The organism is Streptococcus sp. XMC (assembly GCF_021341835.1).
Lineage (GTDB): Bacteria > Bacillota > Bacilli > Lactobacillales > Streptococcaceae > Streptococcus.
On sequence record NZ_JAJTNQ010000002.1, the window covers coordinates 53,265 to 78,673 of the forward strand.

26 protein-coding genes are annotated in these 25,409 nt (G+C 43.7%); 11 read left to right on the forward strand and 15 right to left on the reverse strand.

Annotation, left to right across the window (positions count from 1 at the left end; translation table 11 throughout):
* The first annotated feature begins 32 nt into the window (after window positions 1-32).
* The 5 genes from LXO72_RS05195 to LXO72_RS05215 all read left to right on the forward strand — a co-directional run bounded on the left by LXO72_RS05195 (window position 33) and on the right by LXO72_RS05215 (window position 4,384).
* Window positions 33-791 carry a threonine/serine exporter family protein gene (locus LXO72_RS05195; protein ID WP_126404856.1) on the forward strand — a complete coding sequence of 253 codons (759 nt, stop codon included), beginning with the start codon at window positions 33-35 and terminating at the stop codon, window positions 789-791.
* Window positions 792-795: 4 nt separating this feature from the next.
* Window positions 796-1,263 carry a threonine/serine exporter family protein gene (locus LXO72_RS05200; RefSeq protein ID WP_195214184.1) on the forward strand — a complete coding sequence of 156 codons (468 nt, stop codon included), beginning with the start codon at window positions 796-798 and terminating at the stop codon, window positions 1,261-1,263.
* Between the two features lie 106 nt (window positions 1,264-1,369).
* Window positions 1,370-1,600: a hypothetical protein gene (locus LXO72_RS05205; protein WP_195214279.1), complete on the forward strand. Its 231-nt coding sequence runs from the start codon at window positions 1,370-1,372 to the stop codon at window positions 1,598-1,600.
* 344 nt (window positions 1,601-1,944) lie between these two features.
* On the forward strand, window positions 1,945-3,123 hold the full coding sequence (locus LXO72_RS05210; protein ID WP_129269971.1) for a hydroxymethylglutaryl-CoA synthase: 1,179 nt from the start codon (window positions 1,945-1,947) through the stop codon (window positions 3,121-3,123).
* Window positions 3,116-4,384: a hydroxymethylglutaryl-CoA reductase, degradative gene (locus LXO72_RS05215; protein ID WP_125334964.1), complete on the forward strand. Its 1,269-nt coding sequence runs from the start codon at window positions 3,116-3,118 to the stop codon at window positions 4,382-4,384. Before LXO72_RS05210 ends, LXO72_RS05215 begins: the two co-directional genes overlap by 8 nt.
* A gap of 46 nt (window positions 4,385-4,430) precedes the next feature.
* Here the strand turns inward: LXO72_RS05215 and fni are convergent, their stop codons facing one another.
* The 7 genes from fni to LXO72_RS05250 form a co-directional block, all read right to left on the reverse strand.
* A complete protein-coding gene (gene fni / locus LXO72_RS05220; protein WP_125334966.1) occupies window positions 4,431-5,447 on the reverse strand; it encodes a type 2 isopentenyl-diphosphate Delta-isomerase in 1,017 nt (338 codons plus the stop codon).
* On the reverse strand, window positions 5,425-6,450 hold the full coding sequence (locus LXO72_RS05225; protein ID WP_023027282.1) for a phosphomevalonate kinase: 1,026 nt from the start codon (window positions 6,448-6,450) through the stop codon (window positions 5,425-5,427). Before LXO72_RS05225 ends, fni begins: the two co-directional genes overlap by 23 nt.
* On the reverse strand, window positions 6,440-7,390 hold the full coding sequence (gene mvaD, locus LXO72_RS05230) for a diphosphomevalonate decarboxylase (protein ID WP_123159582.1): 951 nt from the start codon (window positions 7,388-7,390) through the stop codon (window positions 6,440-6,442). The genes LXO72_RS05225 and mvaD overlap by 11 nt, the downstream gene beginning before the upstream one ends.
* Window positions 7,372-8,250, reverse strand: a complete 879-nt coding sequence (gene mvk / locus LXO72_RS05235; protein ID WP_233331736.1) for a mevalonate kinase — start codon at window positions 8,248-8,250, stop codon at window positions 7,372-7,374. Before mvk ends, mvaD begins: the two co-directional genes overlap by 19 nt.
* Window positions 8,251-8,369: 119 nt before the next feature.
* Entirely contained in the window at window positions 8,370-9,323 is a 954-nt protein-coding gene (locus LXO72_RS05240) for a serine hydrolase domain-containing protein (protein ID WP_023027285.1), read from the reverse strand.
* Window positions 9,324-9,358: 35 nt separating this feature from the next.
* On the reverse strand, window positions 9,359-10,093 hold the full coding sequence (locus LXO72_RS05245; RefSeq protein WP_023024457.1) for a CppA N-terminal domain-containing protein: 735 nt from the start codon (window positions 10,091-10,093) through the stop codon (window positions 9,359-9,361).
* Between the two features lie 105 nt (window positions 10,094-10,198).
* Window positions 10,199-11,479 (reverse strand): DUF308 domain-containing protein, encoded by a 1,281-nt coding sequence (locus LXO72_RS05250; RefSeq protein WP_023024458.1) that lies wholly within the window; start codon window positions 11,477-11,479, stop codon window positions 10,199-10,201.
* A 101-nt stretch (window positions 11,480-11,580) separates the two neighbouring features.
* On the opposite strand from LXO72_RS05250, the gene LXO72_RS05255 reads away from it, so the two are divergent.
* From LXO72_RS05255 to LXO72_RS05265, 3 genes are all read left to right on the forward strand, one after another.
* Entirely contained in the window at window positions 11,581-13,860 is a 2,280-nt protein-coding gene (locus LXO72_RS05255) for a Xaa-Pro dipeptidyl-peptidase (protein ID WP_233331737.1), read from the forward strand.
* Window positions 13,861-13,972: 112 nt separating this feature from the next.
* On the forward strand, window positions 13,973-14,488 hold the full coding sequence (locus tag LXO72_RS05260; RefSeq protein WP_048690819.1) for a DUF536 domain-containing protein: 516 nt from the start codon (window positions 13,973-13,975) through the stop codon (window positions 14,486-14,488).
* 88 nt (window positions 14,489-14,576) lie between these two features.
* On the forward strand, window positions 14,577-15,170 hold the full coding sequence (locus tag LXO72_RS05265; RefSeq protein ID WP_156676977.1) for a 3'-5' exonuclease: 594 nt from the start codon (window positions 14,577-14,579) through the stop codon (window positions 15,168-15,170).
* 313 nt (window positions 15,171-15,483) lie between these two features.
* Here the strand turns inward: LXO72_RS05265 and LXO72_RS05270 are convergent, their stop codons facing one another.
* On the reverse strand, window positions 15,484-15,783 hold the full coding sequence (locus tag LXO72_RS05270) for a YbaB/EbfC family nucleoid-associated protein (RefSeq protein WP_233331738.1): 300 nt from the start codon (window positions 15,781-15,783) through the stop codon (window positions 15,484-15,486).
* A gap of 140 nt (window positions 15,784-15,923) precedes the next feature.
* Window positions 15,924-17,270 carry an Nramp family divalent metal transporter gene (locus tag LXO72_RS05275; protein ID WP_233331739.1) on the reverse strand — a complete coding sequence of 449 codons (1,347 nt, stop codon included), beginning with the start codon at window positions 17,268-17,270 and terminating at the stop codon, window positions 15,924-15,926.
* Window positions 17,271-17,557: 287 nt separating this feature from the next.
* Here LXO72_RS05275 and LXO72_RS05280 point away from each other — a divergent pair, with 287 nt between their 5' ends.
* The 3 genes from LXO72_RS05280 to LXO72_RS05290 all read left to right on the forward strand — a co-directional run bounded on the left by LXO72_RS05280 (window position 17,558) and on the right by LXO72_RS05290 (window position 20,883).
* Window positions 17,558-18,088, forward strand: coding sequence for a hypothetical protein (locus tag LXO72_RS05280; RefSeq protein WP_006595548.1), 531 nt, complete (start codon window positions 17,558-17,560; stop codon window positions 18,086-18,088).
* A gap of 87 nt (window positions 18,089-18,175) precedes the next feature.
* Window positions 18,176-19,348, forward strand: coding sequence for an NAD(P)/FAD-dependent oxidoreductase (locus LXO72_RS05285; protein WP_233331740.1), 1,173 nt, complete (start codon window positions 18,176-18,178; stop codon window positions 19,346-19,348).
* Between the two features lie 197 nt (window positions 19,349-19,545).
* The gene (locus LXO72_RS05290) at window positions 19,546-20,883 is read left to right on the forward strand and encodes a sodium-dependent transporter (protein ID WP_233331741.1); all 1,338 of its coding nucleotides are present in this window, start codon (window positions 19,546-19,548) and stop codon (window positions 20,881-20,883) included.
* 40 nt (window positions 20,884-20,923) lie between these two features.
* Here the strand turns inward: LXO72_RS05290 and LXO72_RS05295 are convergent, their stop codons facing one another.
* From LXO72_RS05295 to LXO72_RS05320, 6 genes are all read right to left on the reverse strand, one after another.
* Entirely contained in the window at window positions 20,924-21,595 is a 672-nt protein-coding gene (locus tag LXO72_RS05295) for a hypothetical protein (protein WP_442805156.1), read from the reverse strand.
* A gap of 122 nt (window positions 21,596-21,717) precedes the next feature.
* Window positions 21,718-22,047, reverse strand: a complete 330-nt coding sequence (locus tag LXO72_RS05300; protein ID WP_006595542.1) for an AzlD domain-containing protein — start codon at window positions 22,045-22,047, stop codon at window positions 21,718-21,720.
* Window positions 22,034-22,729: an AzlC family ABC transporter permease gene (locus LXO72_RS05305; RefSeq protein WP_233331742.1), complete on the reverse strand. Its 696-nt coding sequence runs from the start codon at window positions 22,727-22,729 to the stop codon at window positions 22,034-22,036. The genes LXO72_RS05300 and LXO72_RS05305 overlap by 14 nt, the downstream gene beginning before the upstream one ends.
* A gap of 99 nt (window positions 22,730-22,828) precedes the next feature.
* Window positions 22,829-23,746 carry a hypothetical protein gene (locus LXO72_RS05310; protein ID WP_233331743.1) on the reverse strand — a complete coding sequence of 306 codons (918 nt, stop codon included), beginning with the start codon at window positions 23,744-23,746 and terminating at the stop codon, window positions 22,829-22,831.
* Window positions 23,747-24,144: 398 nt separating this feature from the next.
* Window positions 24,145-24,330, reverse strand: coding sequence for a hypothetical protein (locus tag LXO72_RS05315; RefSeq protein WP_233331744.1), 186 nt, complete (start codon window positions 24,328-24,330; stop codon window positions 24,145-24,147).
* Window positions 24,331-24,378: 48 nt separating this feature from the next.
* On the reverse strand, window positions 24,379-25,356 hold the full coding sequence (locus LXO72_RS05320) for a hypothetical protein (protein ID WP_233331745.1): 978 nt from the start codon (window positions 25,354-25,356) through the stop codon (window positions 24,379-24,381).
* Window positions 25,357-25,409: the final 53 nt, after the last annotated feature.

The following is a 25,409-nucleotide window of genomic DNA, read 5'->3' on the forward strand; positions in this document are numbered from 1 at the left end:
GGAGACAATCTATTAACAGAACAGGAAGAACAATGGAAGCGTCTAAAGATATGGACCGCGTGATTGACGTCCTCATGTTGGCAGGAACCCTCCTTTTAGAGAGCGGTTCTGAAATCCATCGGGTGGAGGATACCATGATCCGGATTGCTCATTCTCAAGGAATCGATGATTGCAATGCCTTAGCGATGCCAGTCGCTATTTTCTTTTCAATCGAAAATGCCAATATCACGCGGATGAAACGGATCCTGCGAACCAATTACAATATCGAGAAGGTCTGTGATGTCAACCAGATTTCTCGCCAATTAGTCTCTGGGTACATCAATCTCGAAGAAGCCTATCAAGCTTTGATCCAATTAAAACAAAAGGCAGTCCCTTATACCAATCTGCAGTTAACCATCGCGGCAACTCTTAGTGCCCCTTTTTTCTCCATCATGTTTGGCGGGAACTTTTATGATGCCATTGGAGCAGGTATTGCGACCGTCTTTGCCTTTGCTTTCTCTCTAGTAGTTGAGAAATACGTGCGCATCCCTTTTGCTACTGCTTTTGCGGCAGCCTTTGTCTTTGGCTTTTTGGCCCATATTTGGTCTCAATATAGTGGTTTTCCTTCCAATACCGATCTTATCATTGCTGGCTGTGTTATGCCCTTTGTTCCTGGTATTGCCATGACCAATGCCGTCAGGGATCTGATGAACAACCACCTCAACTCTGGGATGAGTAAACTCTTTGAGACCCTACTCATTACCCTTGCCCTTGGTGCCGGGACGACCGTCGCTCTTGTCCTTATGAAATAGAATCATGAATCTAATCGAATTTTTAATCCAAGCGGTGGCTAGTTTGATTGCCATCATTACCTTTTTAATCGTCCTCAATGTGCAACGTTCCATGCTCATCCCTGGAGGAGTTCTAGGGATGGCTATTTGGTTGCTCTACTATATCTTGAAAGGACCTACCAATGTTATCATTGCGACTTTTATTGCAGCAATCGTTGGTTCTTGTATCAGTCAAATTTTAAGTATTATCTATAAGACGCCTGTCGTTGTCTTTATGCTGGCTATTCTTGCCCCTTTGGTTCCTGGATACATTTCCTATCGGACCACTTCCTTCTTTGTCAGTGGCCAATATCAACAAGCAGTGACCAGCGTAACCTTGGTTGTTATTCTGGCCTTGGTCATCTCTATCGGGATGGCTAGCGGGTCTGTCGTCTTGAAACTCTACCATTCTTACCAACACCATCAAAAAAGAAAAATGACCAATGCCAACTAGCATTGGTTTTTCAAATAGTTTATATGTAATCTCTTGCATTTTCGCTTAAAAGGAGTACAATAATAGTGGAAAAACAAATTCTTTAAAGGATGCGAGGTGTTGCATGATGGTACACAAGTATGTCAAGTATCTTCCTTGGGTGATTCTTGGAGCAATTTCCTCCTATCTAGAAGCGACTCACTATGCCCGCAATTCATTTGACTTGTTCTATCTGACCTTGAACTTTCTGATTGTGTACATCGCTTTAATCGTCTTCTACGAAAAAGTTCTAAGAGACAAATGCAAAGAACTCTTCATACGAATCATGAGTAACCCTAAGAAAGATAAGCAAGGATAAGAGTTGAAGAGAGTGGGACAGAAATCGGTAATTCGTTAGAATTCGATTTCGTCGTCCCACCTCCGCACAGTTGAGTAGGGCTGTAAAAGCTGATGAAATCAGCGTAGTAGAGCCCACTCAACCACTGCGTCTTTCTCGACAATCCAAAGACAATTGAGAGGCTAGGACTTTTGTCCCAGCCTTTTTTGTTTTTCGTCCTCTCTTTTTCAAACAATCCCCTTACCCAACTCGGTCCTAAGAATGATTTCCAGACTGTTCTGGCTTTTTCAAGGGAGTTTTGCTCTCAAATATGGTAAAATAGTAACGAAATATACTAGTAGATATCAAATTAAAAGAGGTTATTTATGACAATCGGTATTGATAAGATTGGATTTGCGACCAGCCAGTATGTCTTGCGCTTAAGTGAGCTAGCGGCTGCTCGAAATACAGATCCAGAAAAACTCAGTAAAGGGCTCTTATTGAAAGAACTGAGTATTGCCCCTATTACAGAGGATATCGTCACACTTGGAGCAAGTGCTAGCGATAGTATTTTAACCGAAGAAGAAAAAGAAGAAATCGATATGGTCATCCTGGCAACCGAGTCAGGAATTGACCAGAGTAAGGCTGCTGCTGTTTTCGTTCACGGTCTTCTAGGAATCCAACCCTTTGCCCGTAGCTTTGAAATGAAGGAAGCCTGCTATGCTGCTACTGCCGCTTTGGACTATGCTAAACTTCATGTTGAAAAATTTCCACAGAGCAAGGTCTTGGTTATTGCCAGCGATATTGCAAAATATGGAATCGACACTCCTGGTGAGCCGACTCAAGGTGCCGGATCTGTCGCTATGTTGGTGACGCAGAACCCACGTATTCTAGCCTTTAATGATGATAATGTAGCTCAAACCCGTGATGTCATGGATTTCTGGCGTCCCAACTACTCAAGCACTCCCTTTGTCAATGGGATCTATTCGACCCAACAGTACTTGGATTGCTTGAAAACAACTTGGACAGAGTATCAAAAACGGACTGGTCTGACATTGGATGATTTTGATGCGATCTGCTTCCACCTACCTTATCCCAAGCTTGCTCTTAAGGGCTTAAAAAAGATTCTTGATAAGAGTCTTTCTCCTGAGAAACAAGCCCAATTGCAATACAATTTTGAACAGTCCATTCTCTACAGCCAAAAGGTTGGGAATATCTATACGGGTTCCCTCTTCCTAGGTTTGCTTTCTCTCTTAGAGAATCAGCCTCAACTAGTGGCTGGCGACCGGATCGCCCTCTATGGATATGGAAGTGGCGCAGTCGCTGAGATTTTTAGTGCTCACTTAGTCGAAGGATATGAGCAAATGCTCCATCCAAATCGTATGGCAGAATTGGATCAGCGAAAAGCTCTTACGATTGCCGAATATGAGAAGATCTTCTTCGAAGAGGCACAATTAGATGCTGAAGGCAATCAAACCTTCCAAGGTTACCAAGATCAAACCTTTGCCTTATCAGAAATCAACGAACACCAACGAACCTATGTAAAGGTAGAACACCATGGTTAAATTAACTGGTTTTTCAAAAGCAAGTCCAGCAGAGCGTATCGAGAAACTGGCTCAGGCCGGACTCCTTTCAGAAGAAGGACTACAAACAGTAAGGGACAATGACACATTGCCCCTTTCTCTTGCCAATGAAATGGTCGAAAATGTCCTCGGCACCTTAGCCTTGCCCTTTGGTATAGCTCCTGGCTTCCAGATAGATGATCAGGAAATTCAGGTCCCAATGGTGACGGAAGAACCCTCTGTCATTGCTGCTGCTTCTTATGCTGCAGGGTTGATCAAGCGTTCAGGTGGGTTTCAGACCCAGGTTCACAAGCGTCAAATGATTGGGCAAGTGGCTCTCTATGATGTCAGCAATAAAGAAAAGGCCAGTCAGGCGATTACAGAAGCTAAAGAAGAACTGCTCCAACTGGCCAATCAAGCCTATCCTTCCATCGTTAAACGGGGAGGTGGGGCACGAGATCTCTGGACAGAGGTGAAAGGTGACTTTCTCATTTGCTACCTATCCGTTGATCCAAAAGAAGCCATGGGGGCTAACATGCTCAACACCATGTTGGAAGCTCTGGTCGACCCTTTAGAAGAGTTATCCGGGGGCCAAGGCTTAATGGCTATTTTGTCCAACCTAGCAACAGATGCCCTCGTCACTGCAAGGTGTCACATAGACTACCGCTTTCTCAGTCGTGATCCCAAGGAAGCTGCCGAAATTGCTCAGAAAATAGCTCTGGCCAGTCAATTAGCGGCTGTTGATCCTTATCGAGCAGCGACTCACAACAAGGGAATTTTCAATGGCATCGATGCTGTCGTCTTAGCAACTGGAAATGACTGGCGGGCGATTGAAGCAGGTGGCCATACCTATGCCAGTCGATCCGGACAAGCTCTAGGACTATCTAACTGGATGGATCATCCAGAACAGCAAGTCCTAGAAGGTCAGCTGACCCTTCCCATGCCTATCGCTACCAAGGGAGGCTCCATCGGACTCAATCCAAGTGTTCAAGTGGCTCATGAACTACTTGGAAATCCTGACGCCCAGACTCTTGCACGGATTATTGTATCCGTTGGCCTAGCTCAAAACTTTGCAGCGCTTAAGGCCTTGGTCAGCACCGGTATTCAACATGGGCATATGAAACTCCAGGCTAAGTCACTCGCCCTACTTGCTGGAGCTACTCCGTCAGAGGTGGCTCCGGTGGTGCAAGCATTGCTAGAGGACAAACCCTTTAACCTGGAAAAAGCCCAAGCTGTTTTAGAGGAAATTCGTCAAAGTAAGTAAAAAATCCTTCCGTGTAAACGGAGGGATTTTTGCTAGTTTCTTCAAGTCAATCATGGATGGAAGAGATTTGTTCGTGTCCTTCTTTTACTCGTCCGTAAAGAATATAGGGAACCTTTCTTAAATCGGCAATTGTCTGACAAGAAAGGGCACACATAATCAGGCGTAAATCCTCTTTCCAAGCATTGACTTGGGCGATGGCCTCGTCAATCGGCTTTGTCTCTACCAATTCTAAAATGGTCCGAGAAAGACCGACCCCCTTGGCTCCTAGAACCAGTGCCTTGATCATATCCAAGGGATGACGAACGCCACCAGAGGCGAGAACCTCGACCTGATCCATCAGTGGTTGAGCCCCAAGTAGGGCTTGGACCGTTGTTTGTCCCCAGTCATTGAGATAGGAGCGATTGCCTCCCCGACGGTTTTCGATATAGGCAAAACTGGTCCCACCTCTACCAGAAATATCAACTGTCCTGACACCTAGTTCGATAGCTCTTTGGATAGTTCCGGCATCCATACCAAAACCGACCTCTTTTAGCACCAAGGGCACTGGAAGTTGCTTTGCATAACCTGCTAAATGGCCTTGCCAGTTTCTAAAGCTTCGTTCCCCTTCGGGCATGAGAAGCTCCTGCATGAGGTTGACATGGAGTTGGAGAAAGAGGGGCTGGGTCTCTTCAATCGTCTGTATGCCCAATTCAAGCGGTTTGTCAATCCCGATATTGGTCGCAAAGAGTAGGTCCGGATGAAGGTCCTTGACTCGATAGGAGCTATCCTGAGGATCCTTCAAAGCTGCACTATAAGAACCTGTCACAAAGAGAATACCACAGGCTTCTGCCACCTGGGCCAACTTCCGATTGATTTCTCCCCCCTTGGCACTGCCACCTGTCATGGCATTGATATAAAAAGGGTAGTCCCAATCACGACCCGCAAAATGAGTTGTCAAGTCCACCTCATCTAAATCGATAGTTGGTAAAGAGGAATGAATCAACTCAACCTCATCAAAGCTATTGTAACCCGGAGTTTGTTCCAAGGCCAAACGAATATGTTCATCCTTTCGGTTGGTCGTCATACTCTCCCATCCTTTCTGAATATAATAAATCAATCCCTGCTTCTTGCCAGCGTCTGACGATTTCTTGGGCAGCAGCCTCCTCAAATGCGAGGGCGATTCCACAATCTCCTCCTCCAGCGCCACTGGATTTTGCAATGACCTTTAACCCCTCTTCTGCCCTCTTTAATTGGGCTAGTTTTTTGGTATAAATTACCTCATTAAGAGATAGAAGTAAGTCACTAGCCCGACCGATAGAGGACCAGGCTAAGTCTCTGTCTGCTTCTTGAAAGGCCACTAAGAGGTCTTGTACAGCCTGCTCCGTCCCCTCTAAGAAGACAGGATCAATAGCTGAACGAACCTGGTTAATCAAGTCCCTTGAAATAGCAGGTTCTTGGGTCCAACCCACTAAAAAAGTATAGGACAACTGAGGGGAAAGAGGCCGGATTTCATATCCCCAATCAAGGGCTAAGACCTGGTCCAGATCCTGATCTTGTAATTGATCAGCCAGCGCCCGTCTGTCAAAAGAGCGGTAGCTAACCAAGCCTTCATAGGCAATACAAGCTAGGTCTCCCATTGACCCATTGTCACCACGCTGAATCAAGACCAAACAGGCCAAACGAAAGAGCAAGTCTGCAGGCAGGGGGAAATCATAAAGAGCTGCCATGGCTTTGAGGGTCAACAAGACCACACTGCCACTAGAGCCAATTCCGAATTTCTTACCCTCTCGCTCAAATTTCCCCCCAATACGTAAATCAAAGGGAGAAATCGCTACTCCTTGTGACTGGAGGTAGGCGTTCATCAGATGCACGGTTTCTTGGATCAATGCATAGTCCGTATTCGGAGTCAAATCAACCGCAAAAGGAAACATGTCCGACTGAATCCGATAAGTAGATGCTGGTTGGATTTCTGCCTGCATGTAAATAGGGATAAACTGAATGATGGCTGTTTGTCCAGGAGTTAAGATAGAATATTCCCCAGCGACATACAGCTTCCCACCTGCACGAACTTCTTTCTTAATCTTCATGGGATAAATCCTTGGTCTTGGAGACAATGATACGGTAGTCTTGTTCAAAAAGTGGAACCAATTGGTCCAGATCCTCTTCTAGACAGAGAACCTTCACATTCGGACCTGCATCCATGGTGAAGTAGCAACGTTTCCCTTCTTCACGAAGAGAGCGCACGAACTCCATGGCCTCGTAGCTCTTATCCGTCAAATAGGAAAAGGCTGGACTTGCAGTCTTGGTTGTAGAATGCATGAGAAGAGCATTCCGTTCGGTCAATTCCCCTACTTTTTCAAAATCATTGTCCTTCAGGTAACCCAGCATATCTTGGTAATCCCGGGCTGACTGGCGGATCCATTCTTGGAAATTGGTAGAGGTTTCCGTGCACCGTTTCATCCCTTCCCGACTAGAAAGAATTTTTTGTTGGTCGTTTAACACTAGCATGATCATAGCCAGTTTGAGGTCCGTTTCCACCTGGTAAATTTCCCCAGTATCCTTGTCCCAAGCAGCTAAGGGGCCAAAGAAGGAACGAGAAGACGAACCGGAGGCAAACTTAGCCGCTTGAGCTTGTTCTGCCTGCGTCATTCCCAGTTGGTAATAGCGATTGCAGGCTTTTACCAAGGCAGATAAGCCACTGGAACTAGAAGAAAGTCCTGCAGCTGTCGGCATATTGTTGCTGGTATCAACCCGCACAAAGCCTGTCTCCCCTTCTGGTTTAAAACGGTCGATGACTGCTCCAATCTTGGCCTGCTCCGCTTCATTCTGGAAGACCCCATCAATAAAGAAGGCATGGGACTTGGCTTCAGGCCCCAAAGGACTAAGTCGAGTCTCCGTATACATATTTTCCAAGGTCAAGGAAATGGAACTAGTTGATGGCACCATTGCTTCACTGTTTTCCTTGCCCCAATACTTAATAATGGCGATATTGGCATACGATTTCACGCTTACAGGTTTTCGATCCATAACTCCTCCACTCCTTTATTTCTTAGTTCTTTTGCGATCATCTCTGCTTGTTCCTGGTCTGCAGCAAGGGCAATGATACAGCCACCGAGCCCACCACCACTCATCTTGGCTCCCAAGGCTCCACTCCCTAAGGCTAGTTCCACCAATTGATCCGCTTCTGGACAACTCACTCCCACTGCTTGCAAATGATGATGGCAGTCTGTTAAGATGCGTCCCAAGGTGAAAGCATCTTTTTGAGCAAGAGCTTTTTCTGCGTACTCAGTTAGAAGTCCAATTTCATGGAAACTAGCGAGGGCTGCTGTTCCCAACTCCTTGACCTTCTGAATGGCTTCTTTGGTATGGCCATGGATACCTGTATCTGCAATGACCAGCTTGGCACCCAAATTAACCTCTAATTCACTGATGCCGACATTTCGAATGAATTTAATCGGCTGATCGCTGAGACAGGTCTTGGCATCCAGCCCACTTGGATTCACATGGGCAATCATTTCCGCTCGATTAACCAAGATTTCCAAAGTCTCTTGACTCAAATCTCGCCCAAAGTAATCAAAGACTGCTCGAATTGCCGCAATACTGACAGCAGCCGAGGACCCCATCCCCCGCTGGGACGGAATCATGGAGTCAATCCGGCAAGCGATAGCCGCCTCCTCAATCCCCAAATGCTCTAAAGAAGCGTAAACGGCCATAGATAAGCTATCATTCTCAAAAAGGACCCACGGACGCTCCGCAGGTACAATCTGACAAGTGACCTGAATGTTAAGGAGGGGCAAGGCAATGGCTGGATAGCCATAAACAACCGCATGCTCTCCTATTAAAATAATCTTGCTATGTGCTTGTCCGACACCTATCGATCTAGTCATATGTCTCTCAGTTATCTTCGTTCTTTCTGCTATAGATTGCTTAATACAATCCTCTCTCCTTCCATTTTAATATAAAAAAAGAAAAAAAGCGATGGCTAAACCACGCTTCTTTCTCCGTCTTAGGAAGGATTTTTTCCGGTTCCTTCCATTTCTCTTTTGATGAGCTCCATGAGTTGATTCCGATCCAGGATCCATTGGGCCCGCTCATCTTTTTCATAGGTCCGATTGGATAGGAAAATAGCTGCCAATTGGAGCTTGCGATTATAGAGAAGGAAGGTTCCTGTATAACCTGTATGGTCCAACCAGTCTCCTTCCAGATTCCAGGCCAGAGAGCGCATCTTCCCTTTTTCTAAAGCATAGTTCTGCGATAAAATCTCTGCAAAAGGATCCTGTAAGTAATGCTCCAGGAAAATTTCCATATCTCTAATGGTCGAAAACAGACCTGCACTTCCGGCATGGACTCCCAGTACACGCGCTTTCGGATCATGGACGACACCAGCTGGAACGCCACGAAGGGTTGGCACCGCTTGAGAAACCGGGCCAAAAGTAGTCTCCTTCATTTGCCAAGGTGCAAAGACTTGCTCCTGAAAAATCTGGGCCAAATCCTGACCATACCACTTCTCCAGAAGAAAGCCCAACAAAAGAAAATTGACATCTGTATAGTGGAACTGGCGATTGTCCTTGAGCTTCAAACGGTGCAGGGCTTCTTTTAAGCCCTCAGCATCCAAGTCATCTCGTCTAGGGATGAAAGGATCCAGCCCAGAAGTATGGGTTAAAAGCTGACGGATGGTCACCTCTGCCTGCTCCATATCCGGATAGTGAGAAGCTAAGGGACGATCGATATCAATTTGCCCTTGTCGGACCAGAAAAGCAAGAACCGTTCCAACTCCGACGACCTTACTCACACTGGCTAAATCATAGGTCAAGCCAGGAATAACTGGCTCTTGCTTGTCTGGATCAGCTAGTCCCAAGTAATACTCCTGCCAGCTTCCTTTCTGATAGAGCGCAAGAGAGGCACCTGGGTAGATGCCTGCTCCTATTTGCTCTTGAATTTTTTGGATGATTTTTTCCATTTTTCTTCACTCATTTCAATCAGCCAAAGACTTGCTTAGGCTTCGAACCACCATTCAATCTTGCTTGGATCCTCAACCAAGACAAATTGTTGCCTTTTTGGTACAAAAGTCACCTGATCTCCAAAGCAAGAGGCCACTTCACTTGCTACAAATGGCTCTAGAATGACCTTGACCTGACAAAGGTCCCAAGTCTGTCCATTAGCTAGTGTGAGGTCCGGACCATCTGATGCTTCTAAGTCTAAATACTCTTCTAAGCCAGGTAGTTGTTGATAGAAAGCTGTAGAAGTCTCTACATTAGGTACACGAAGAACTATCTTTTCTACGAAAAACTCCGTCAAGGTTGTAAACTCTTCATTCGCTTGAAAATCTGGAACTTCCTCAATTTCAGTTAAACTGTCCACTTGCTCTTCCGCATGGAGCAAGATACGATCTCCTTCTGGCGAAAGAGCTTCAAAGGCATAGCCATTTTCCCCTCTGAAGAGGCGATCAACTTGATGACCACGAGCCAGAAGCCACTCAATTTCTTGCGGGTTGGTCACGCGAATCTTTAAGCAAGCCAAGCGTTTTGGTCCCTCAACCTTACGGGTTCTCATACTAGGGGATTCCTCTAAATAGAGGCGGTCTGTCTTCGATTGATCTCCAAGGGATAATAAAGCCCCATCTTCCAACAGGGTTTTCATTCCTAAGACCTTTTCAAAAAATTCTTGATTGACATTTCGATTGTTTGTTTTTAATACGGGTGAAATACTACTAATCTTATTTATGCACATAATTCCTCCAAGTCTTTTATATTTTAAAAGATTTTCTTTTTTTTTACAAGAAATCTTGTGCAAAAAAGACAGATTTCTCAAAATTTTGAATCTGTCTTTCTTTACTTAATATACTGTTCGTGTATGGACCCGCCCGTTTGGAGCTTCAAATTCGTATTCTAAGTAATCCTGATAGGTCCCTGGTGCAATCACTCCACGCACATCTAATACAGCCGTTCCCGCCTGTCCCACAATGGAATCTGCTAACAGGCAGCAATTCGTAGACAGAACAAAGTAAGATTTAAAACGCGAAGAAGTAAATTTATATAGCTCAGCCCCTAAATCATATTTCAATTTGTAAGCGTAGGTCGGCTGACCGTCTTCCAGTAACCTACTAGGTGGATCCCAAGGTTCTAACAACTGATCAATTTCAGCTAGACGCTTCTCTACTGCCTGATTCTCTTCTTCGGTAAGGGATAGGCTGTAGCCAAACAGCGTCTTTTGACTCTCTTTTTTACATAGTTCGATGTATGGTTCCTTATCCACTTTAAACAGTACGCCATCCCCAATCGTCCCAAATAGACGCTCTGAAAAGGGATCGTAACTTCCGTAAGAAATGACCTTCCCCTGATAACAAATATCTACATGCCCAATCGCTCCAAATAAGTTGCTGTCAGAAGTATGAACCAAAATTTCTAATTCCCTTGCCTCTTCTTCTTTTTTCACCAATCGATAAGGGCCTGTGTGTCCCGCCGAGCTCCCTTTTTGAAGAAACTGGTTAAACCGTTTTAACTCCTTAGCAGGGATAAAGGCTGCAAAGATAACCGGTAGGCTAATACGAAAGCGACGTTTTAACTCTTGGCCTTGTTGGTCTTTGTCAAATAAAATACCATCTCGAATATTAGAAATCCCCAACAAGACCAGATAAGCCCCCAAGAGGATAAATTGGAAGTGCCCATCTGAACCAGGTTCCAAGACAGTTGCTAGACCAATCCCACCGTTTAAAAGCGCATCCCATAAATAGAGCCAGCCTCCTTTTACCCGATTGGCCTTATAAAGCCAAAATGTGATCCCATAGACAATGGCACTCCCCAACTGATATGCCCCTAAACAAATCACAACTAAGTTTACGGGCAGACTACTCAGTCGATTCAACCAGATCAACGCAAGTGAAAGAAAAATAAACCAAATAGAGTGGCTATAGGAAATAGACTTGCTACGTAACAAAAAGCGAAGAAGAAAGCTTCCTAGTCCATCAACTAAAAAGTAAATGGCTAATAGATCCAAGGAAAATTTTGTGAAACCAACACCGTTTCGAAAAATGAGGATCCCAAAAATGACGGCAAGAACCCCAAACAATAAAGTCCGTCTTCTTGCAACTTCTTCAACAGATAATTTTCTCACCATGACACCCTCCTTCAGAGATCAAAGGTCTTTAGACAAATACTATTTTATCACGTATAATATAAGAAGTAAAGAAACAGTGAAGCTGATAAAAGGAGCATCCTATGAAATTCAATCAATATAGCTATCTACCAGTCGACCAAGCAGACATTCTAAAGGAACTGAAAGAAATCGGGTTTGACCTTCCCCTTCATCTTACAGAGAAAGAACTGTTTGAATGGTTTGTTCGCAAGGTTTATTTCACCTACAAAAATACAGATTATCCTCTCTCTAACCTAGTGGCGGATGCTGAAACAGATCTCCTGAGCTATTTCCAATCTGACCGCGAATGGTCTCCAAATATTTTCTACACAGTGGCCCTCCAATTGCTCGGTTTCCGCTATTTTATTGACTTTGAAAATACGGACAGCTTCTTAAAAGAAGTCCAAATTCCGATTGAGTATGGAAACTTGGTTGAGAACCTCTATCACCTCCTCAATACTCGAACAGTCAAAGGGAATTTACTCATTGAACAGTTGGTCAGTGATGGCTTGATCCCTGAAGACAATCGCTACCACTTTTTCAACGGAAAAAGTCTAGCTACCTTTAACTGCCATGATGTGATTCGTGAGGTGGTCTATGTGGAAAGTCGGATTGATAGCGACCAAGATGGCCTTCCAGATTTGGTCAAGGTCAATATTATTCGCCCTCGCTATGAAGGAAAAATTCCAGCCGTCATGACTGCCAGCCCTTATCACCAAGGAACCAATGACAAGGCCAGTGACAAGGCTCTCTATAATATGAATGTGGACCTGGAGAAAAAAGAAGCAAGAAGCATCCAAGTCAGTCAACCCACGCTCGAAACCGTTGACCCAGTTGGAGAAGCCCGACTGGTCTCTGAGGCTGAAGAAACCCTCACTCATATCAACAGCAGTTATACTCTCAATGACTACCTTCTCGCCCGTGGCTTCGCCAATCTCTACGTCTCCGGTCTAGGGACCAAGGACTCCCAAGGTTTGATGACTAATGGAGATTACCGTCAAATCGAGGCCTATAAAAATGTCATCGACTGGCTCAACGGACGCTGTCGTGCCTTCACAGACCATAGTCGCCAACGCCAAATCAAGGCTGATTGGTCTAACGGCAAGGTTGCTACGACGGGCTTATCCTACCTAGGAACCATGTCCAATGGACTGGCTACCACAGGGGTTGATGGCCTAGAAGTGATCATCGCAGAAGCTGGTATTTCCTCTTGGTACAACTACTACCGCGAAAATGGCCTTGTCACAAGTCCTGGTGGCTATCCTGGAGAGGATTTTGATTCGCTCGCTGAGTTGACCTATTCACGCGCCCTTCGGGCTGGAGACTATCTCCGCCACCATGCAGCCCATCTAGCGGATTTGGAACGGCTTAAAGAGCAAATAGATCGCAAAACAGGGGACTACAACCAATTCTGGCATGACCGCAACTATCTCCTTCAGGCAGACAAAGTCAAGGCAGAGGTCGTCTTCACCCATGGTTCCCAAGACTGGAACGTGAAGCCCCTCCATGTATACCAAATGTTCCAAGCCCTTCCAGCCAACATCAAGAAACACCTCTTCTATCACAATGGGGCCCATGTCTATCTCAACAACTGGCAGTCCATTGACTTCCGTGAGAGCATGAACGCCCTCCTTTCTAAAAAATTACTGGGCTATGATTCAAGTTATGAATTGCCAACCGTCATCTGGCAGGACAATACAGGAGAACAAAGTTGGACCTCCTTGGAAGACTTTGGCAATCAAACAGCCCAACGGGCCTTCCCACTCGGAGATGGTGAGAAAGTCATCCAAAACCGCTATGCGACAGAAGACTATGAGCGCTATGGCAAGGCCTATCCGACCTTCTTAACCGACCTCTACCAAGATAAGGCCCAACAAGTGACCATCGACCTTCCGATCGAAGAAGACCTGCACCTCAACGGAAAAGCTCGCCTTCACCTACGGCTCCAATCTAGCACTGACAAGGGCTTGCTCTCAGCCCAACTGATGGAGCTAGGAAGCAAGAAGTACCTCCAGCCTTATCCAGCCGTCCTATCCGTCCGTACCCTTGATAACGGTCGTTACCATATGCTAGACAACTTGACCGAGTTGCCCTTCAAGGAAGCCGGCCAACGAGTGATTACAAAGGGGTATCTTAACCTCCAAAACCGTCATGATCTCTTACAAGTCGAACCTGTGACCCCTGGAGAATGGATGGAATTCGACTTTGAACTCCAACCAACCATCTACAAACTGGAGAAAGGGACCACTCTTCGTCTCGTCCTTTATACAACCGACTTCGAGATCACTGTCCGCGACCAAACAGACTACCAACTCACCATTGATCTGGCCAACTCCAGCTTAACCCTTCCTGAGATGGATTAAGGAATTTCATGCTTTTTCCTTGTCGTCCCTTCCCTTGCTTGATTTGACAGCCTTGCCTACTTATGATAATATCTAAGAGAGTATTTCATAGAAAAAGAGTTTAGAGGATATTATGGCTATCGAAAAAACAGTCAGCGAAATTGCTGAAATTCTAGGAGTTAGTCGCCAAGCGGTCAATAACCGTGTCAAGGCCCTAGATCCTGAAGATACAGAAAAAAATGATAAGGGAGTTACCGTCGTAACCCGTAGTGGCTTGATTAAGCTAGAAGAAATCTACAAAAAGACCATCTTTGAAGACGAGCCCGTCAGCGATGATGTGAAACAGCGTGAATTGATGGAAATTTTGGTAGATGAAAAAAATGCCGAAATCGTCCGTCTCTACGAACAACTAAAAGCAAAAGACGACCAGCTAAAATCCAAAGATGAGCAATTAGCTAAAAAGGATGAGCAGTTGCGTGTCAAAGATGTTCAGATCGCTGAAAAAGATAAACAGCTCGACCAACAACAACAGCTAACCCTTCAGGCTATGAATGACCGCGAAACATTGAAATTGGAATTAGATCAAGCCAATGAAAAGGTTCAAGAACAAGAGAGTAAAGGCTTCTGGAGACGCGTCTTTGGTCGCTAAAAACTGACTTCGGTCAGTTTTTTCTATGCCTTTGCCTCCCCTCAATAATTAGAAAATCCAAAAACACCCATTAGATGAAGGAGTTCCCTTGAAAGAATTAAGCCACTATGTCTCCTTTGATTTAGAATTTAATCAATTTGAAGGAAAGTACCACATTATCCAAGTTTCTGCTGTCCGCTTTGCAGATGGCCAAGAAGTTGCCCACTATGATTCCTATGCCTATACGGATAAACCACTGAAGAGCTTTATCAATGGCCTCACCGGGATTACATCTGATAAAATCCTCCAAGCTCCCCCACTAGAGCAAGTCCTAGCGGAGTTCCGAGATTTTGTTGCAGATAGTCCCCTCATTGGATACAATGCCATCAAGAGTGACCTCCCTATCCTAGCGGAAAACGGGCTAGAGTTCACAGACCAATATGCTGTTGATGTCTTTGAGGAAGCTTCTAAACGCCGGCCTTCTGACCTCCATGGGATTAAAAACTTGCAGCTCCATACAGTTGCTCAGTTTTTAGGAGTAGCAGGAAAATCGCATAATAGTCTAGAAGATGCCCGGATGACTGCACTTGTTTATGAAGCCTTTCTCGAATCAGACCGGGCCCGACAACTCCTAACCGAACAAGAATCCTTTTCTACCTCTCCTTTTGGTGGATTGGACCTCTCCAATTTTTTTAACGACTAAAAAACCTCTATCATCTGATAGAGGTTTTTGAATATAGATAAACTAGTGTTTTACATAAAACAGCTAGATGACTTTCAAAAAATGACTTATATTTTTTAGTCATTTAAGAAGATGCAAAACTTTCCGCTGTGAGAAAAGTGCTAGAAACACTATTGTTTCTAGCACTCGGGAGTTTTGAGACCTTAGACTCAAAACTAAGTCATGGAACTTCTTCGAAGTTCGCTGACGTCCGTACTCACCTAAGGAAAGTTTTTCATAAGACTTTATTTTCAATCTAAAACCTCTATCATCGATAGAGGTTTTCTCTGTATGCTTAGAATGGTAATTTACCAGCAAAAGCTCCCAATTTTTTCTTGGTTGCTGCATCAATTTCTTCGATGGCTACATTGATAGCTTGAACAGTCATATCAGAAAGAGTTTCTGTATCTTCTGGGTCCACGACTGCCGGGTTAAATTCGATGGATACCACCTTTTTATCACCTGTCAAGGTAGCGACAACCAAGTCCTGAGCAGACTTGCCAACAAATTGAGAAGCCACCAATTCTGCCTGACTTTGTTCCATTTGTTTCTGAAGCTTTTGTGCTTGCTTCATCATATTTTGCATATTCATCATAAGATTTTCTAGATTCCTTTCGTATCAAGGGTTTAGGCCCTGTTTCTTAATTTTTACTACCCACTTCTGCCCATTTTCTAGCTAGATGGGAACTTCCCTTCTATTATAGCATGTTTTCCCCATCCAACAAAGCTGATTTTTTATTTAAAGAGCGTCGTCACAATGAGTTGGACGTTTAAAAGAGTCAGAAGAGTAGCTACTCCGTAAGCTAAGTAGGTATTCCATTTTGCATTGACAAATTCTCCCATGATTTTTTTATTAGAGGTAAAGTAAACCAAGGGAAAAATTGAAAATGGTAGAGCCAGAGACAAGAAGACTTGAGAATAGACCAGCAAATCATCTAGAACACTTTCCTGGTCTCCAAAGAGAAAGGCGACAATCAGGACAGGAGTGAGGGCCAACATCCGTGTAAAGAGGCGGACAAGCCATTGAGGAAGACGGAATCTAAGGAAACCTTCCATGACAATTTGACCTGTCAAAGTACCTGTAATTGTTGAATTCTGACCACTTGCTAACAAAGCAACAGCAAACAAGGTGGACAAAAAAGGACTTGCAATAGCTCCTGCAATGGCATTGTTTTGCAAGGCATCATACATACTAGAGAAGGCTCCAATTTCTTCTGCGTGTCCAAAAAAGAGGGCCGCTCCGAGAATCAGCAAGAGTGAGTTGACAACAAAAGCCAGGGTCAATTCAATATTAGAGTCCCAGGTCATGAAACGCACAGCCCGACGAACATCTGCAGGATCCTCATAATCAACCTTGCGTGTCTGTGAAATGGAGGAATGCAAATAGAGATTATGGGGCATGACGGTTGCACCAATAATCCCCAAGGCCAGTGTCAAGGCTTGTGATCCCTTAGGAAGACCGATACCTACTATTTCCTTCTGAGGTAGAAAGCCAGCAAAAATGCCACCTATATCTGGTTTTGATAGGACCACAAGATAGATAAAAATCCCCAAAATGGTCAAAATCAAGGCGGAGACAATAGCCTCAATCTTTCGAAAACCTAAGTGCATAAGTCCAAGGAGGAGGAAGACATCCAGGATGGTGACCAAAATAGAAAAGAGCAAGGGCCATCCGAACAGCAAATGGAGTGCAATCCCCGAACCAATGACTTCTGCTAAATCTGTCGCTATCAAGGCTAATTCAATCACTATCCAGAGAATATAGCGGAGCCACTTGGGCAAATGCGTCGCTGTTGTTTGGGCCAAATCTTTCCGATGGACAATCCCTAGTTTCCCAGCCATCTGTTGCAATTGCATGGCAATCAAGGAAGACAAGAGAACCACCGACAAGAGCAAGTAACGATAGTGAGCCCCTCCAACAACGCTGGTGATCCAGTTCCCAGGATCCATGTAGCCCACTGCTACTAGGCTCCCCGGACCTGAAAACAATAACAAGGTCTTCCAAAAAGAAGTTCCCTTGGGAACCTTGACGGATTGATTGATTTCTTGGAGCGATTTCCGCTCTAACTGTTCTAAACTCATGATACCCTTCTTTCCATGACGTCACTTCCCCTTGATTATAGCACAAATGAAAGACTTCGGTAAATTTTCTTTGCATTTTCAAAAGAAGATGCCCTTCTTCGCCCCCACTTCCTCATTTTCTTCGTATTCCTTTAGCGATTTTTTCTCCTTTGCTCCTCTAAAATGAACCGAATAGCTTCAAAAATGAACCAAATAGATTTTTCCCCCTATCTGACTCCAAAAGCTTGTATACTATTCGTAACTGAAAGATAGCTCAGTTATTTACTCAATAGCAAAGGAAAAAAACTATGATCTATGTCATTGAATACAATTATCCCTCTAAGATGTTGGTCGAACATATTAACAACTATCTAGAGAAAAAACGGGTTCGTAATCTACCAGTCAAGCTGGTCTATAATGGAAATATATCCTATATCGACTATGACTTGAAAAACATTTACTTCTTCTCCTGTCAAGGAAATTCTGGAATCAACGCCTACAAAGAGCTCGAACGCATCCGAAGAAATGATCCCTTCGGACGCATTATCGTTCACTCTAACAAGGTGGACGGACGTAGACTCATGGACCACAAGCTTCAAGTCTATGGTTTGATGGAACTAAGCCTTAGTGACTACGGAAAGCCAGACCTTTATTATCAAGAGCTCGACTTCTTGCTCGGTGATCTCTACGAAGAGCTCTGGGAAATGGCAGCAGAAGCCAAGTACGCTGCTGGGAAGAAAACCAATCAGCTCTTCCCACGCTGGGGTCCTGAAATCGGCATTTACCCACCTAAGCGTTATTCCATCCACCTCCGTCAAAATCCAGACGAAGACAATTAACTCATAAAAAGTGGAGCCTGGGGACAGGGTCCATTTTTTATGTTACAATGAACTGGAAATAAAACGAGACGAGAAAAAGGAGACCTTATGAACCACTACGATACCATTGTCATCGGAGGAGGGCCTGCTGGCATGATGGCCACCATCTCCAGTTCCTTCTACGGGCAAGCAACCCTCCTCTTGGAAAAAAACCGCAAACTAGGGAAAAAACTAGCTGGGACTGGTGGAGGTCGGTGCAATGTGACCAACAATGGAAGCCTGGACGATCTCCTAGCAGGCATTCCAGGAAATGGACGTTTCCTCTACAGTGTCTTTTCTCAATTTGACAACCATGATATCATCCGCTTCTTCACAGAAAACGGGGTCAAGCTCAAGGTCGAAGACCATGGTCGTGTCTTTCCAGCTTCAGATCGTTCCCAAACGATTATTCAAGCTCTGACAGATAAGATTGCCGAACTCGGCGGTCAAGTTCGCTGCCAAGTAGAGGTAACCTCTGTGAAGAAAATCGATGGACAATTCGTCATCAAATCCAAAGATGAAACCTGGACGGCAGACCGCTTGATTGTGACAACTGGTGGAAAGTCCTACCCTTCGACGGGTTCCACCGGCTTTGGCCACGATATCGCCCGTCACTTTAAGCACACTATCACGGAACTAGAAGCTGCTGAAAGCCCGCTCCTGACAGATTTCCCCCACAAGGCCCTTCAAGGGATTTCCTTAGATGATGTGACCCTCCACTATGGCAAACACCACATTACCCATGACCTCCTCTTTACCCACTTTGGACTGTCTGGCCCAGCTGCCCTTCGCATGTCAAGCTTTGTCAAGGGAGGAGAGGTCCTGACACTGGACAGTCTCCCTCACTATTCTAAGGAAGAACTCACTGCAATCCTAGAGGAAAATCGTGAGAAGTCCTTAAAGAATGTTCTGAAGGCCTATCTGCCAGAACGCCTGGCGGAATTCTTTGCCCAGGATCTTCCGGAAAAGGTGAAACAACTCTCTCCTAAAGAAATCAATTCCGTACTAGCGAAAGTAAAGGAACTCCCAATCCCTGTAACAGGGAAGATGTCCTTGGCCAAATCTTTTGTAACCAAAGGTGGCGTCAGCCTCAAGGAAATCAATCCCAAGACCTTAGAAAGTAAGTTGGTCCCCGGTCTTCATTTTGCTGGAGAGGTCCTGGATATCAATGCCCATACAGGAGGCTTTAACATTACTTCTGCCCTCTGTACCGGTTGGGTGGCCGGAAGTCTCCACTATTGACAGCTTTTTCAAAAGATGTTAGGATTATTTTTAGAACAAATCCAGCAACAAACATAAGAGTCGTCTTCTTAGAGATGTCACTTTGCGTTTTTATGGCTATTTAGTTCGTACTAAATAGCCTTTTTCTTTTGTCTATGAAAGAGCCTTTGCTGGCCTTTGCTTTCTTCCTATATTTGAATTAGAAATGGAGAATCCATATGGAAAAATCTCAATGGGGTTCCAAAATTGGCTTTATCCTAGCCTCTGCAGGTTCTGCAATTGGGCTTGGGGCTGTTTGGAAGTTCCCCTATATGACCGCTGCTAACGGGGGCGGAAGTTTCCTTCTTATTTTTTTGATAGCAACTCTACTTATCGGTTTCCCCCTTTTACTGGCTGAATTCACTCTAGGACGTGCAGCTGGTGTCTCTGCCATTAAAACCTTTGGAAAACTCGGTGGCCGTCGCCTCTATGATGGGATCGGTTGGATCGGTGCCTTTGCCCTGTTTATCCTCCTCTCCTTCTACAGTGTCATCGGTGGCTGGATCCTGATTTATCTAGGAGTCGCCTTGGGAGAGTTATTCCAGCTTCTCTCAGTTAGTGACTATACCCAGCTCTTTGGAGAGATTATTTCAAATCCCTGGTTGGCTCTTGGGGCCCAGGCCATCTTCATCCTCCTCAATGTCTTGATTGTTTCCAAGGGGGTGGAACAAGGGATTGAAAAGGCCTCAAAATTCATGATGCCACTTCTCTTCATTATCTTCTTAGTCATGATTGGTCGTTCCTTGACCTTACCTGGCGCTTGGGAGGGAGTTAGCTATTTCCTCAAGCCAGACTTCTCCAAGATGACTAGCCAAGGTCTGCTCTATGCTTTGGGCCAATCCTTCTTCGCCCTCTCGCTAGGGGTGACAGCCATGTTGACCTATGCTTCTTATTTGGACAAGGACACTGACCTGGTCCAATCCGGGATTTCCGTCGTCTTCATGAATATAGCCGTTTCCATCATGGCGGGCTTGGCGATCTTCCCAGCCATGTCAGCCTTTCAAATCCCTTCTACTAGTGGACCAGGCCTCCTCTTTGTAGTCCTTCCACAAGTCTTTGACAAGATGCCTTTTGGTACCCTCTTCTACCTGCTTTTCCTTCTTCTCTTCCTCTTTGCGACCATTACCTCATCCGTCGTTATGTTAGAGATTAATGTCGGAAATGTCACCAACCAAAACAATAAACAGCGGGCTAAATGGAGCCAAATCATCGGCCTTCTGACCTTTGTCTTTGGGATTCCATCTGCCCTTTCCTATGGGGTGCTCTCCAAGTGGACCCTCTTTGGAAAATCCTTCTTTGATTGCATGGACTTTTTGGTTTCCAATCTCCTCATGCCTTTTGGAGCTCTCTGCCTCTCCCTATTTACAGGCTATATCTTTGATCAAGTCCTAGCCCAAGAAGAACTCAAGGTGGGAGAAGAGAAAGCCAAGCGCTTCTTCTTCAAGCTCTGGATTTTCTTGCTTCGCTTTGTGATTCCAATCGTCATCCTCATTGTCTTTATTACACAATTTATCTAAAACAAAATCCACGACTCCTTAGGGATTCGTGGATTTTTCTTTATTTTGTAAGGGAAACACGGAAATCATTGTATTTGCTATAATCAAAGTCTTCATTAAGCCCTGTTACAAATACAATCGGTGTATAATGGCCCTCTTCTAAGATGAAGCCGGGTTTTACCTTCATATTGGCTCCCCCAAGTCCAGCAATCCCTGGAAGAAGGGCATCAAAAGCGCCAGGTTCGTCTGTTTCCCAGTAATATACATTACCAGATGCTTGAACTGCCTTGGCCTTTGTTGTTGCAGTACGAACAGGATTCAAATCAGCTTGATAAAAGTTCGCTGTTGTAGTGACCGTACCGTCCGCAGCCACGGTCATTTGAACATCTTTGGCAATTTCAGTTGTTCCTGTCCAAGTCCCTACCAGCTCTTCTGGCACCATTTGAGACGAATCTGTGGCCTTGTCAGTGCTTGTTGCAGCAGATCCTGCATCGGTTTGACCTGAGTTTCCTGCATCTTGAGAAGCAGCTTGTGCCCCTTCTTGCGCATCCGTTTCAGTAGCTTTTGTCTCTTTCTTACCAGAAGCTGCCTTTGTTTTTTTCTGGCTAGACTTCACCGTCGTTTGTGCTTCTTTAGCAGAAGATTTGTTCTCTTCTTTTTTTGAACCACAGGCTACGAGTAGGCTTGCAGAAGTTAATCCTAAAAGTGCTAAACTTGTCCATTTTTTCATCATGATGATCCCTCACTTCATTTGATAAAAACTATTATATTACAATATTACTCAATGTCAAGTATTTTTGAAATATTTTTGTAACATTCGTAATAGAAAGTAATCTATCTAAAAATTCAGGAGATTCAGGCGACAAGCAATCGTAAGAGGGCAACCAAGACAATCCCAAATAGAACTGTACCCATTAGGTTTTTGTAGCGAAAGGCTACTATCATGGTCGGAATGGTTGCGACCAGGTCGACCCACCGAACTTGAGGAAGCTGGCCTACTTTCCCCTCAACCAGACTGGAAAGGATCAAGGCAAAAATAATAGCAATGGGGAGGTACTTTAGAAAACGAAGAACTGGATCTGGTAACCCCCGGTATTTGACCAGAACGAAGGGCAGAATGCGTGGAATCCAGGTGACCACTGCGGACGTCAAAATAACCAAGAAAATCCAACTATTCACGCGCATCGCACATCACCCCCACGAAACAGCCTGTTAAAGTAGCCACTAAAACGGCCAAGGATTGGGTCAAAAAGAAGGTCAAGAGGAAAAAGCTAAAGGCCACAGCACCTAAAACAAGGAGCAAGGTAGCCATCTTCTCCGTCAAACGCATGCCTTGAAACTGACCTGCAAAAATCCCAATAAACATAGCAACTAAGGCGAAGTCCAGGCCGAAGGCACTAGGATTGGGCAAGAGAGACCCCAGGGCTGTCCCCAAAATGGTTGATGAGCCCCAGGCCAGATAACCGACCACATTATTGCCATGCATCCAGGGAACAGTGATCCGGTCACTTTTCAATTTTTCACTCAAATAAACCCCGTAACTTTCATCTGTCAACAAACTACCAATTCCAATATTATGGACCAGGCTAGCCTCCTTAAAATCAGGGGAGGTATGCAGACTCATAAGCATATTGCGCAAATTGATGAAAAAGACGGTTAAGGCAATATTCATGAGGGACGAATGAACCGCAATCAAAGAGATCATCGCAAACTGAGAAGCCCCTGCGTAAACCAAGAGACTCATCAAGCCCATTTCTAAAGGGGAGAGATAGGGCGACGCCACCACACCACAGGCTAAGCCAATACTGATATAACCCAAGGCCGTCGGAAGGGCATCCCTGACCCCCTGGTGAAAATTCTTTTCCACTCCTTCTTCCTTTCCTTTTTTGATGCTCTCTATTATAACAAAAGAAGATGAGTAAAAAAAGGGTTCTGACAGGGAAGTTAAGGGAGTCAACTGCTCTCTCTAATCGACTAGTTCCCCACCTTTTCCATTGTAGTATTGTTTAAACTCATCATAAGAACGAATCTCATGTTCTTGACCATCTATTGAATACCGAGCTTCAATTTTTACACCAGGTAAGGTGTCCTGTCCTCTAGGTGCAAACCAGTGAAGAAGAGTATCAAACCATTCCTTACTACTTAACAACTGTAATCTAGGTTCAATCCAGTACTTACCACTCAACATTTTCTCTTTGAACTCCGGATAATGTACAAATAAATTGATATCTGTCTTTACATTCTTGGCCTGTTTCTGAAATTTAAATCCTGCTTGAAGTTCAAAACCGGTATTCTTATTAATCAACTCTTTTAAATTTGTACAGTATATAATATTTTGCTTAACTGTACTGCCCTCTGGAATGGCATACTTGCTGTAGTATTTCTGTTCATCCAACTTGTAATAAATACTTTTCTCATCACCGATATTACGTTCCATAGCTCTACGAGACACATAATATCCCATATCCACAACACTCACTCCGCTATTAACGTTTATTTGATAATCATTAATAAAAGCTTTTGGTTCTGTCTTTCGAATCTCATCTAAAACATTTACGGTTGTTTCTTTAAATTGATTGTCAATCTCGTAATATCGGAATCCAATATACTCCTTTTTTACATCTTCATCTCCATTTACATAGTCAAACCCAACCAGATACTTTCCATCAACCAAGGTCAGATCCTTACTCAAAACAAATTGATTTTTCTCACCAAATAGCTGAACATCCTTGAGATTCCCTTCATGAATGACTTTTGTTGAGCTAGGTCTCTCTTCGACAGAATTTTTCTTAGTCTCTGAAGGTTTAAAATAGAATACCAAACCGACTGCAATAATTGCTAGACAAACCAGTTTTAAACTTAAAAATTTTTTCAATACGTCCACCTACTTTTTCAAAGGCCTCATGCCCATCAGAGATTTCCTTAATTACCGTTTTCCACTTCTTGAGATATGATCTCTATCATATCGAGCCATTTAGATAATTGGTAATCAAATTTGAACATAAATATCACTATAAAACTAATCATCAAAAAGAGTGCTACAATGGTTTCATTTCCGATGACAAACAAAAGAATAGCGGCTACAGTTAGGAACCTAAAAAGATTGATCAGAAATGTAAAGTACACCTTCCGTCTCTTTAATGACTTGATTAACTTCTTGCACTGATCCTCATCCAACTTGGATGGCTGTAATTTCAGGCTTGCATGGTAATATCGAATAATCCACGCAGCTAAGAAGTAGGAGATAACACCTAAAATCGGAATCGTTCCAAGTCGGACCAACTAATTGTCAAATATTCCAGCCTCCGCTAACCCATCCGAAATTTTGTTGATAATAAATAATGTAATAGGGAGCAGTACATAAGACCAGTAGTTAGGAGAATATGTCTCTTCTAGTAAGATTTTTTCCTCCCAATCAAAATGGTAATTCTTGTTCTCCCATATCCCTAAATTAATCATTGTTTGCATAACAACCTCTTTTTCACTCTCCTTGTATGTTTTCTATAAATCCTCTTATTACCAATTTGAAATAGGTTTTCCGTTATAATACTTTTGAATCTCATCAAACTGAGAGATTTTCGTATCTTTATTTTCAATACTCAGTTCCTTAGACAGATAAGCATGATCGTACACAGAGGAACCCAATTTAAGAAATTCTGATTCTAGATCTATCAGTTCTTTCCCATTCGTAATGGCACCATTCTCAGAATTGATCACTTTATATGCAAAACCTTCTGGTTTTGAAAAGAGGTTAAATGCTGTCGGATAAGACGCTTTTAAATTGATATCCCCTTTGAAAGATTTATCTTTCCAAAAACTATTATAAAAGTGATGGACTCCAGCGGTGTAATCTTTAAGTATAGAAATAAAGAGATACACTCTATTTTTCTCATTTACTTCTTCTTCCGTTATTTCTTTATCAATTTTAAGGGTTTTAAGATTAAGTAAAAAATAACGTGGCTGAGTTTGATTCATAATTTTAATGATAGCGTAGTCATTCCCATTCATTTTTCGAAGAGTTGGAAAAGATCCATAGAGTTCGAAATCATCATTTTTCACATACTCCACCATCATCTTCCAAAGATCGACTTCCTTTCGTTTCGCCTTACTCCCTGTCAAATCATAAATCTCTAAATGGGCATATTCATCCGACTTCATTTTTTTCGATGGAATAATACCTCTTACTCTGTTTCTTTGTCTAACCAAATAATTAGAGTTCACCTCAACCCAATCTGATGAATCGGGAGACTTCAAAGATTTCTTCCGTTCTTTTTCATCAAACTTCCATTCGACCACAAGCCCATTTTTATTATGGATAAATTGAAAGTCTTTAATGTCGGATTTCGCATTATAGACCGAAAATTCGTAGGACTCTTTATTCTTATCACTTTTTTCAATTTTCTTTTTCGATTCGCATCCTGCAACTAGTAGCAAACAGACAGCAAAGACAAGAATCGTACCAATTCTATATTTAGAGCTCTTCTCTTTCTTCATATCTATTCTCTTCCTCCTAGATCTTTCATTCCCTCTATCATAACGAATTTTTC

Coding starts and splice junctions, on each gene's coding strand:
- LXO72_RS05200 (WP_195214184.1), top strand. CDS start 796: ATGAATCTAATCGAATTTTTAATCCAAGCGGTGGCTAGTTTGATTGCC.
- LXO72_RS05240 (WP_023027285.1), bottom strand. CDS start 9,323: ATGGAAAAAATCATCCAAAAAATTCAAGAGCAAATAGGAGCAGGCATC.
- LXO72_RS05245 (WP_023024457.1), bottom strand. CDS start 10,093: ATGTGCATAAATAAGATTAGTAGTATTTCACCCGTATTAAAAACAAAC.
- LXO72_RS05270 (WP_233331738.1), bottom strand. CDS start 15,783: ATGATGAATATGCAAAATATGATGAAGCAAGCACAAAAGCTTCAGAAA.
- LXO72_RS05300 (WP_006595542.1), bottom strand. CDS start 22,047: ATGCGCGTGAATAGTTGGATTTTCTTGGTTATTTTGACGTCCGCAGTG.
- LXO72_RS05320 (WP_233331745.1), bottom strand. CDS start 25,356: ATGAAGAAAGAGAAGAGCTCTAAATATAGAATTGGTACGATTCTTGTC.
- LXO72_RS05280 (WP_006595548.1), top strand. CDS start 17,558: ATGATCTATGTCATTGAATACAATTATCCCTCTAAGATGTTGGTCGAA.
- LXO72_RS05205 (WP_195214279.1), top strand. CDS start 1,370: ATGGTACACAAGTATGTCAAGTATCTTCCTTGGGTGATTCTTGGAGCA.
- LXO72_RS05295 (WP_442805156.1), bottom strand. CDS start 21,595: ATGATGAAAAAATGGACAAGTTTAGCACTTTTAGGATTAACTTCTGCA.
- LXO72_RS05225 (WP_023027282.1), bottom strand. CDS start 6,450: ATGAAGATTAAGAAAGAAGTTCGTGCAGGTGGGAAGCTGTATGTCGCT.
- LXO72_RS05290 (WP_233331741.1), top strand. CDS start 19,546: ATGGAAAAATCTCAATGGGGTTCCAAAATTGGCTTTATCCTAGCCTCT.
- LXO72_RS05315 (WP_233331744.1), bottom strand. CDS start 24,330: ATGCAAACAATGATTAATTTAGGGATATGGGAGAACAAGAATTACCAT.
- LXO72_RS05215 (WP_125334964.1), top strand. CDS start 3,116: ATGGTTAAATTAACTGGTTTTTCAAAAGCAAGTCCAGCAGAGCGTATC.
- LXO72_RS05255 (WP_233331737.1), top strand. CDS start 11,581: ATGAAATTCAATCAATATAGCTATCTACCAGTCGACCAAGCAGACATT.
- LXO72_RS05210 (WP_129269971.1), top strand. CDS start 1,945: ATGACAATCGGTATTGATAAGATTGGATTTGCGACCAGCCAGTATGTC.
- LXO72_RS05275 (WP_233331739.1), bottom strand. CDS start 17,270: ATGAGTTTAGAACAGTTAGAGCGGAAATCGCTCCAAGAAATCAATCAA.
- mvaD (WP_123159582.1), bottom strand. CDS start 7,390: ATGGATCGAAAACCTGTAAGCGTGAAATCGTATGCCAATATCGCCATT.
- fni (WP_125334966.1), bottom strand. CDS start 5,447: ATGACGACCAACCGAAAGGATGAACATATTCGTTTGGCCTTGGAACAA.
- LXO72_RS05285 (WP_233331740.1), top strand. CDS start 18,176: ATGAACCACTACGATACCATTGTCATCGGAGGAGGGCCTGCTGGCATG.
- LXO72_RS05195 (WP_126404856.1), top strand. CDS start 33: ATGGAAGCGTCTAAAGATATGGACCGCGTGATTGACGTCCTCATGTTG.
- LXO72_RS05250 (WP_023024458.1), bottom strand. CDS start 11,479: ATGGTGAGAAAATTATCTGTTGAAGAAGTTGCAAGAAGACGGACTTTA.
- mvk (WP_233331736.1), bottom strand. CDS start 8,250: ATGACTAGATCGATAGGTGTCGGACAAGCACATAGCAAGATTATTTTA.
- LXO72_RS05260 (WP_048690819.1), top strand. CDS start 13,973: ATGGCTATCGAAAAAACAGTCAGCGAAATTGCTGAAATTCTAGGAGTT.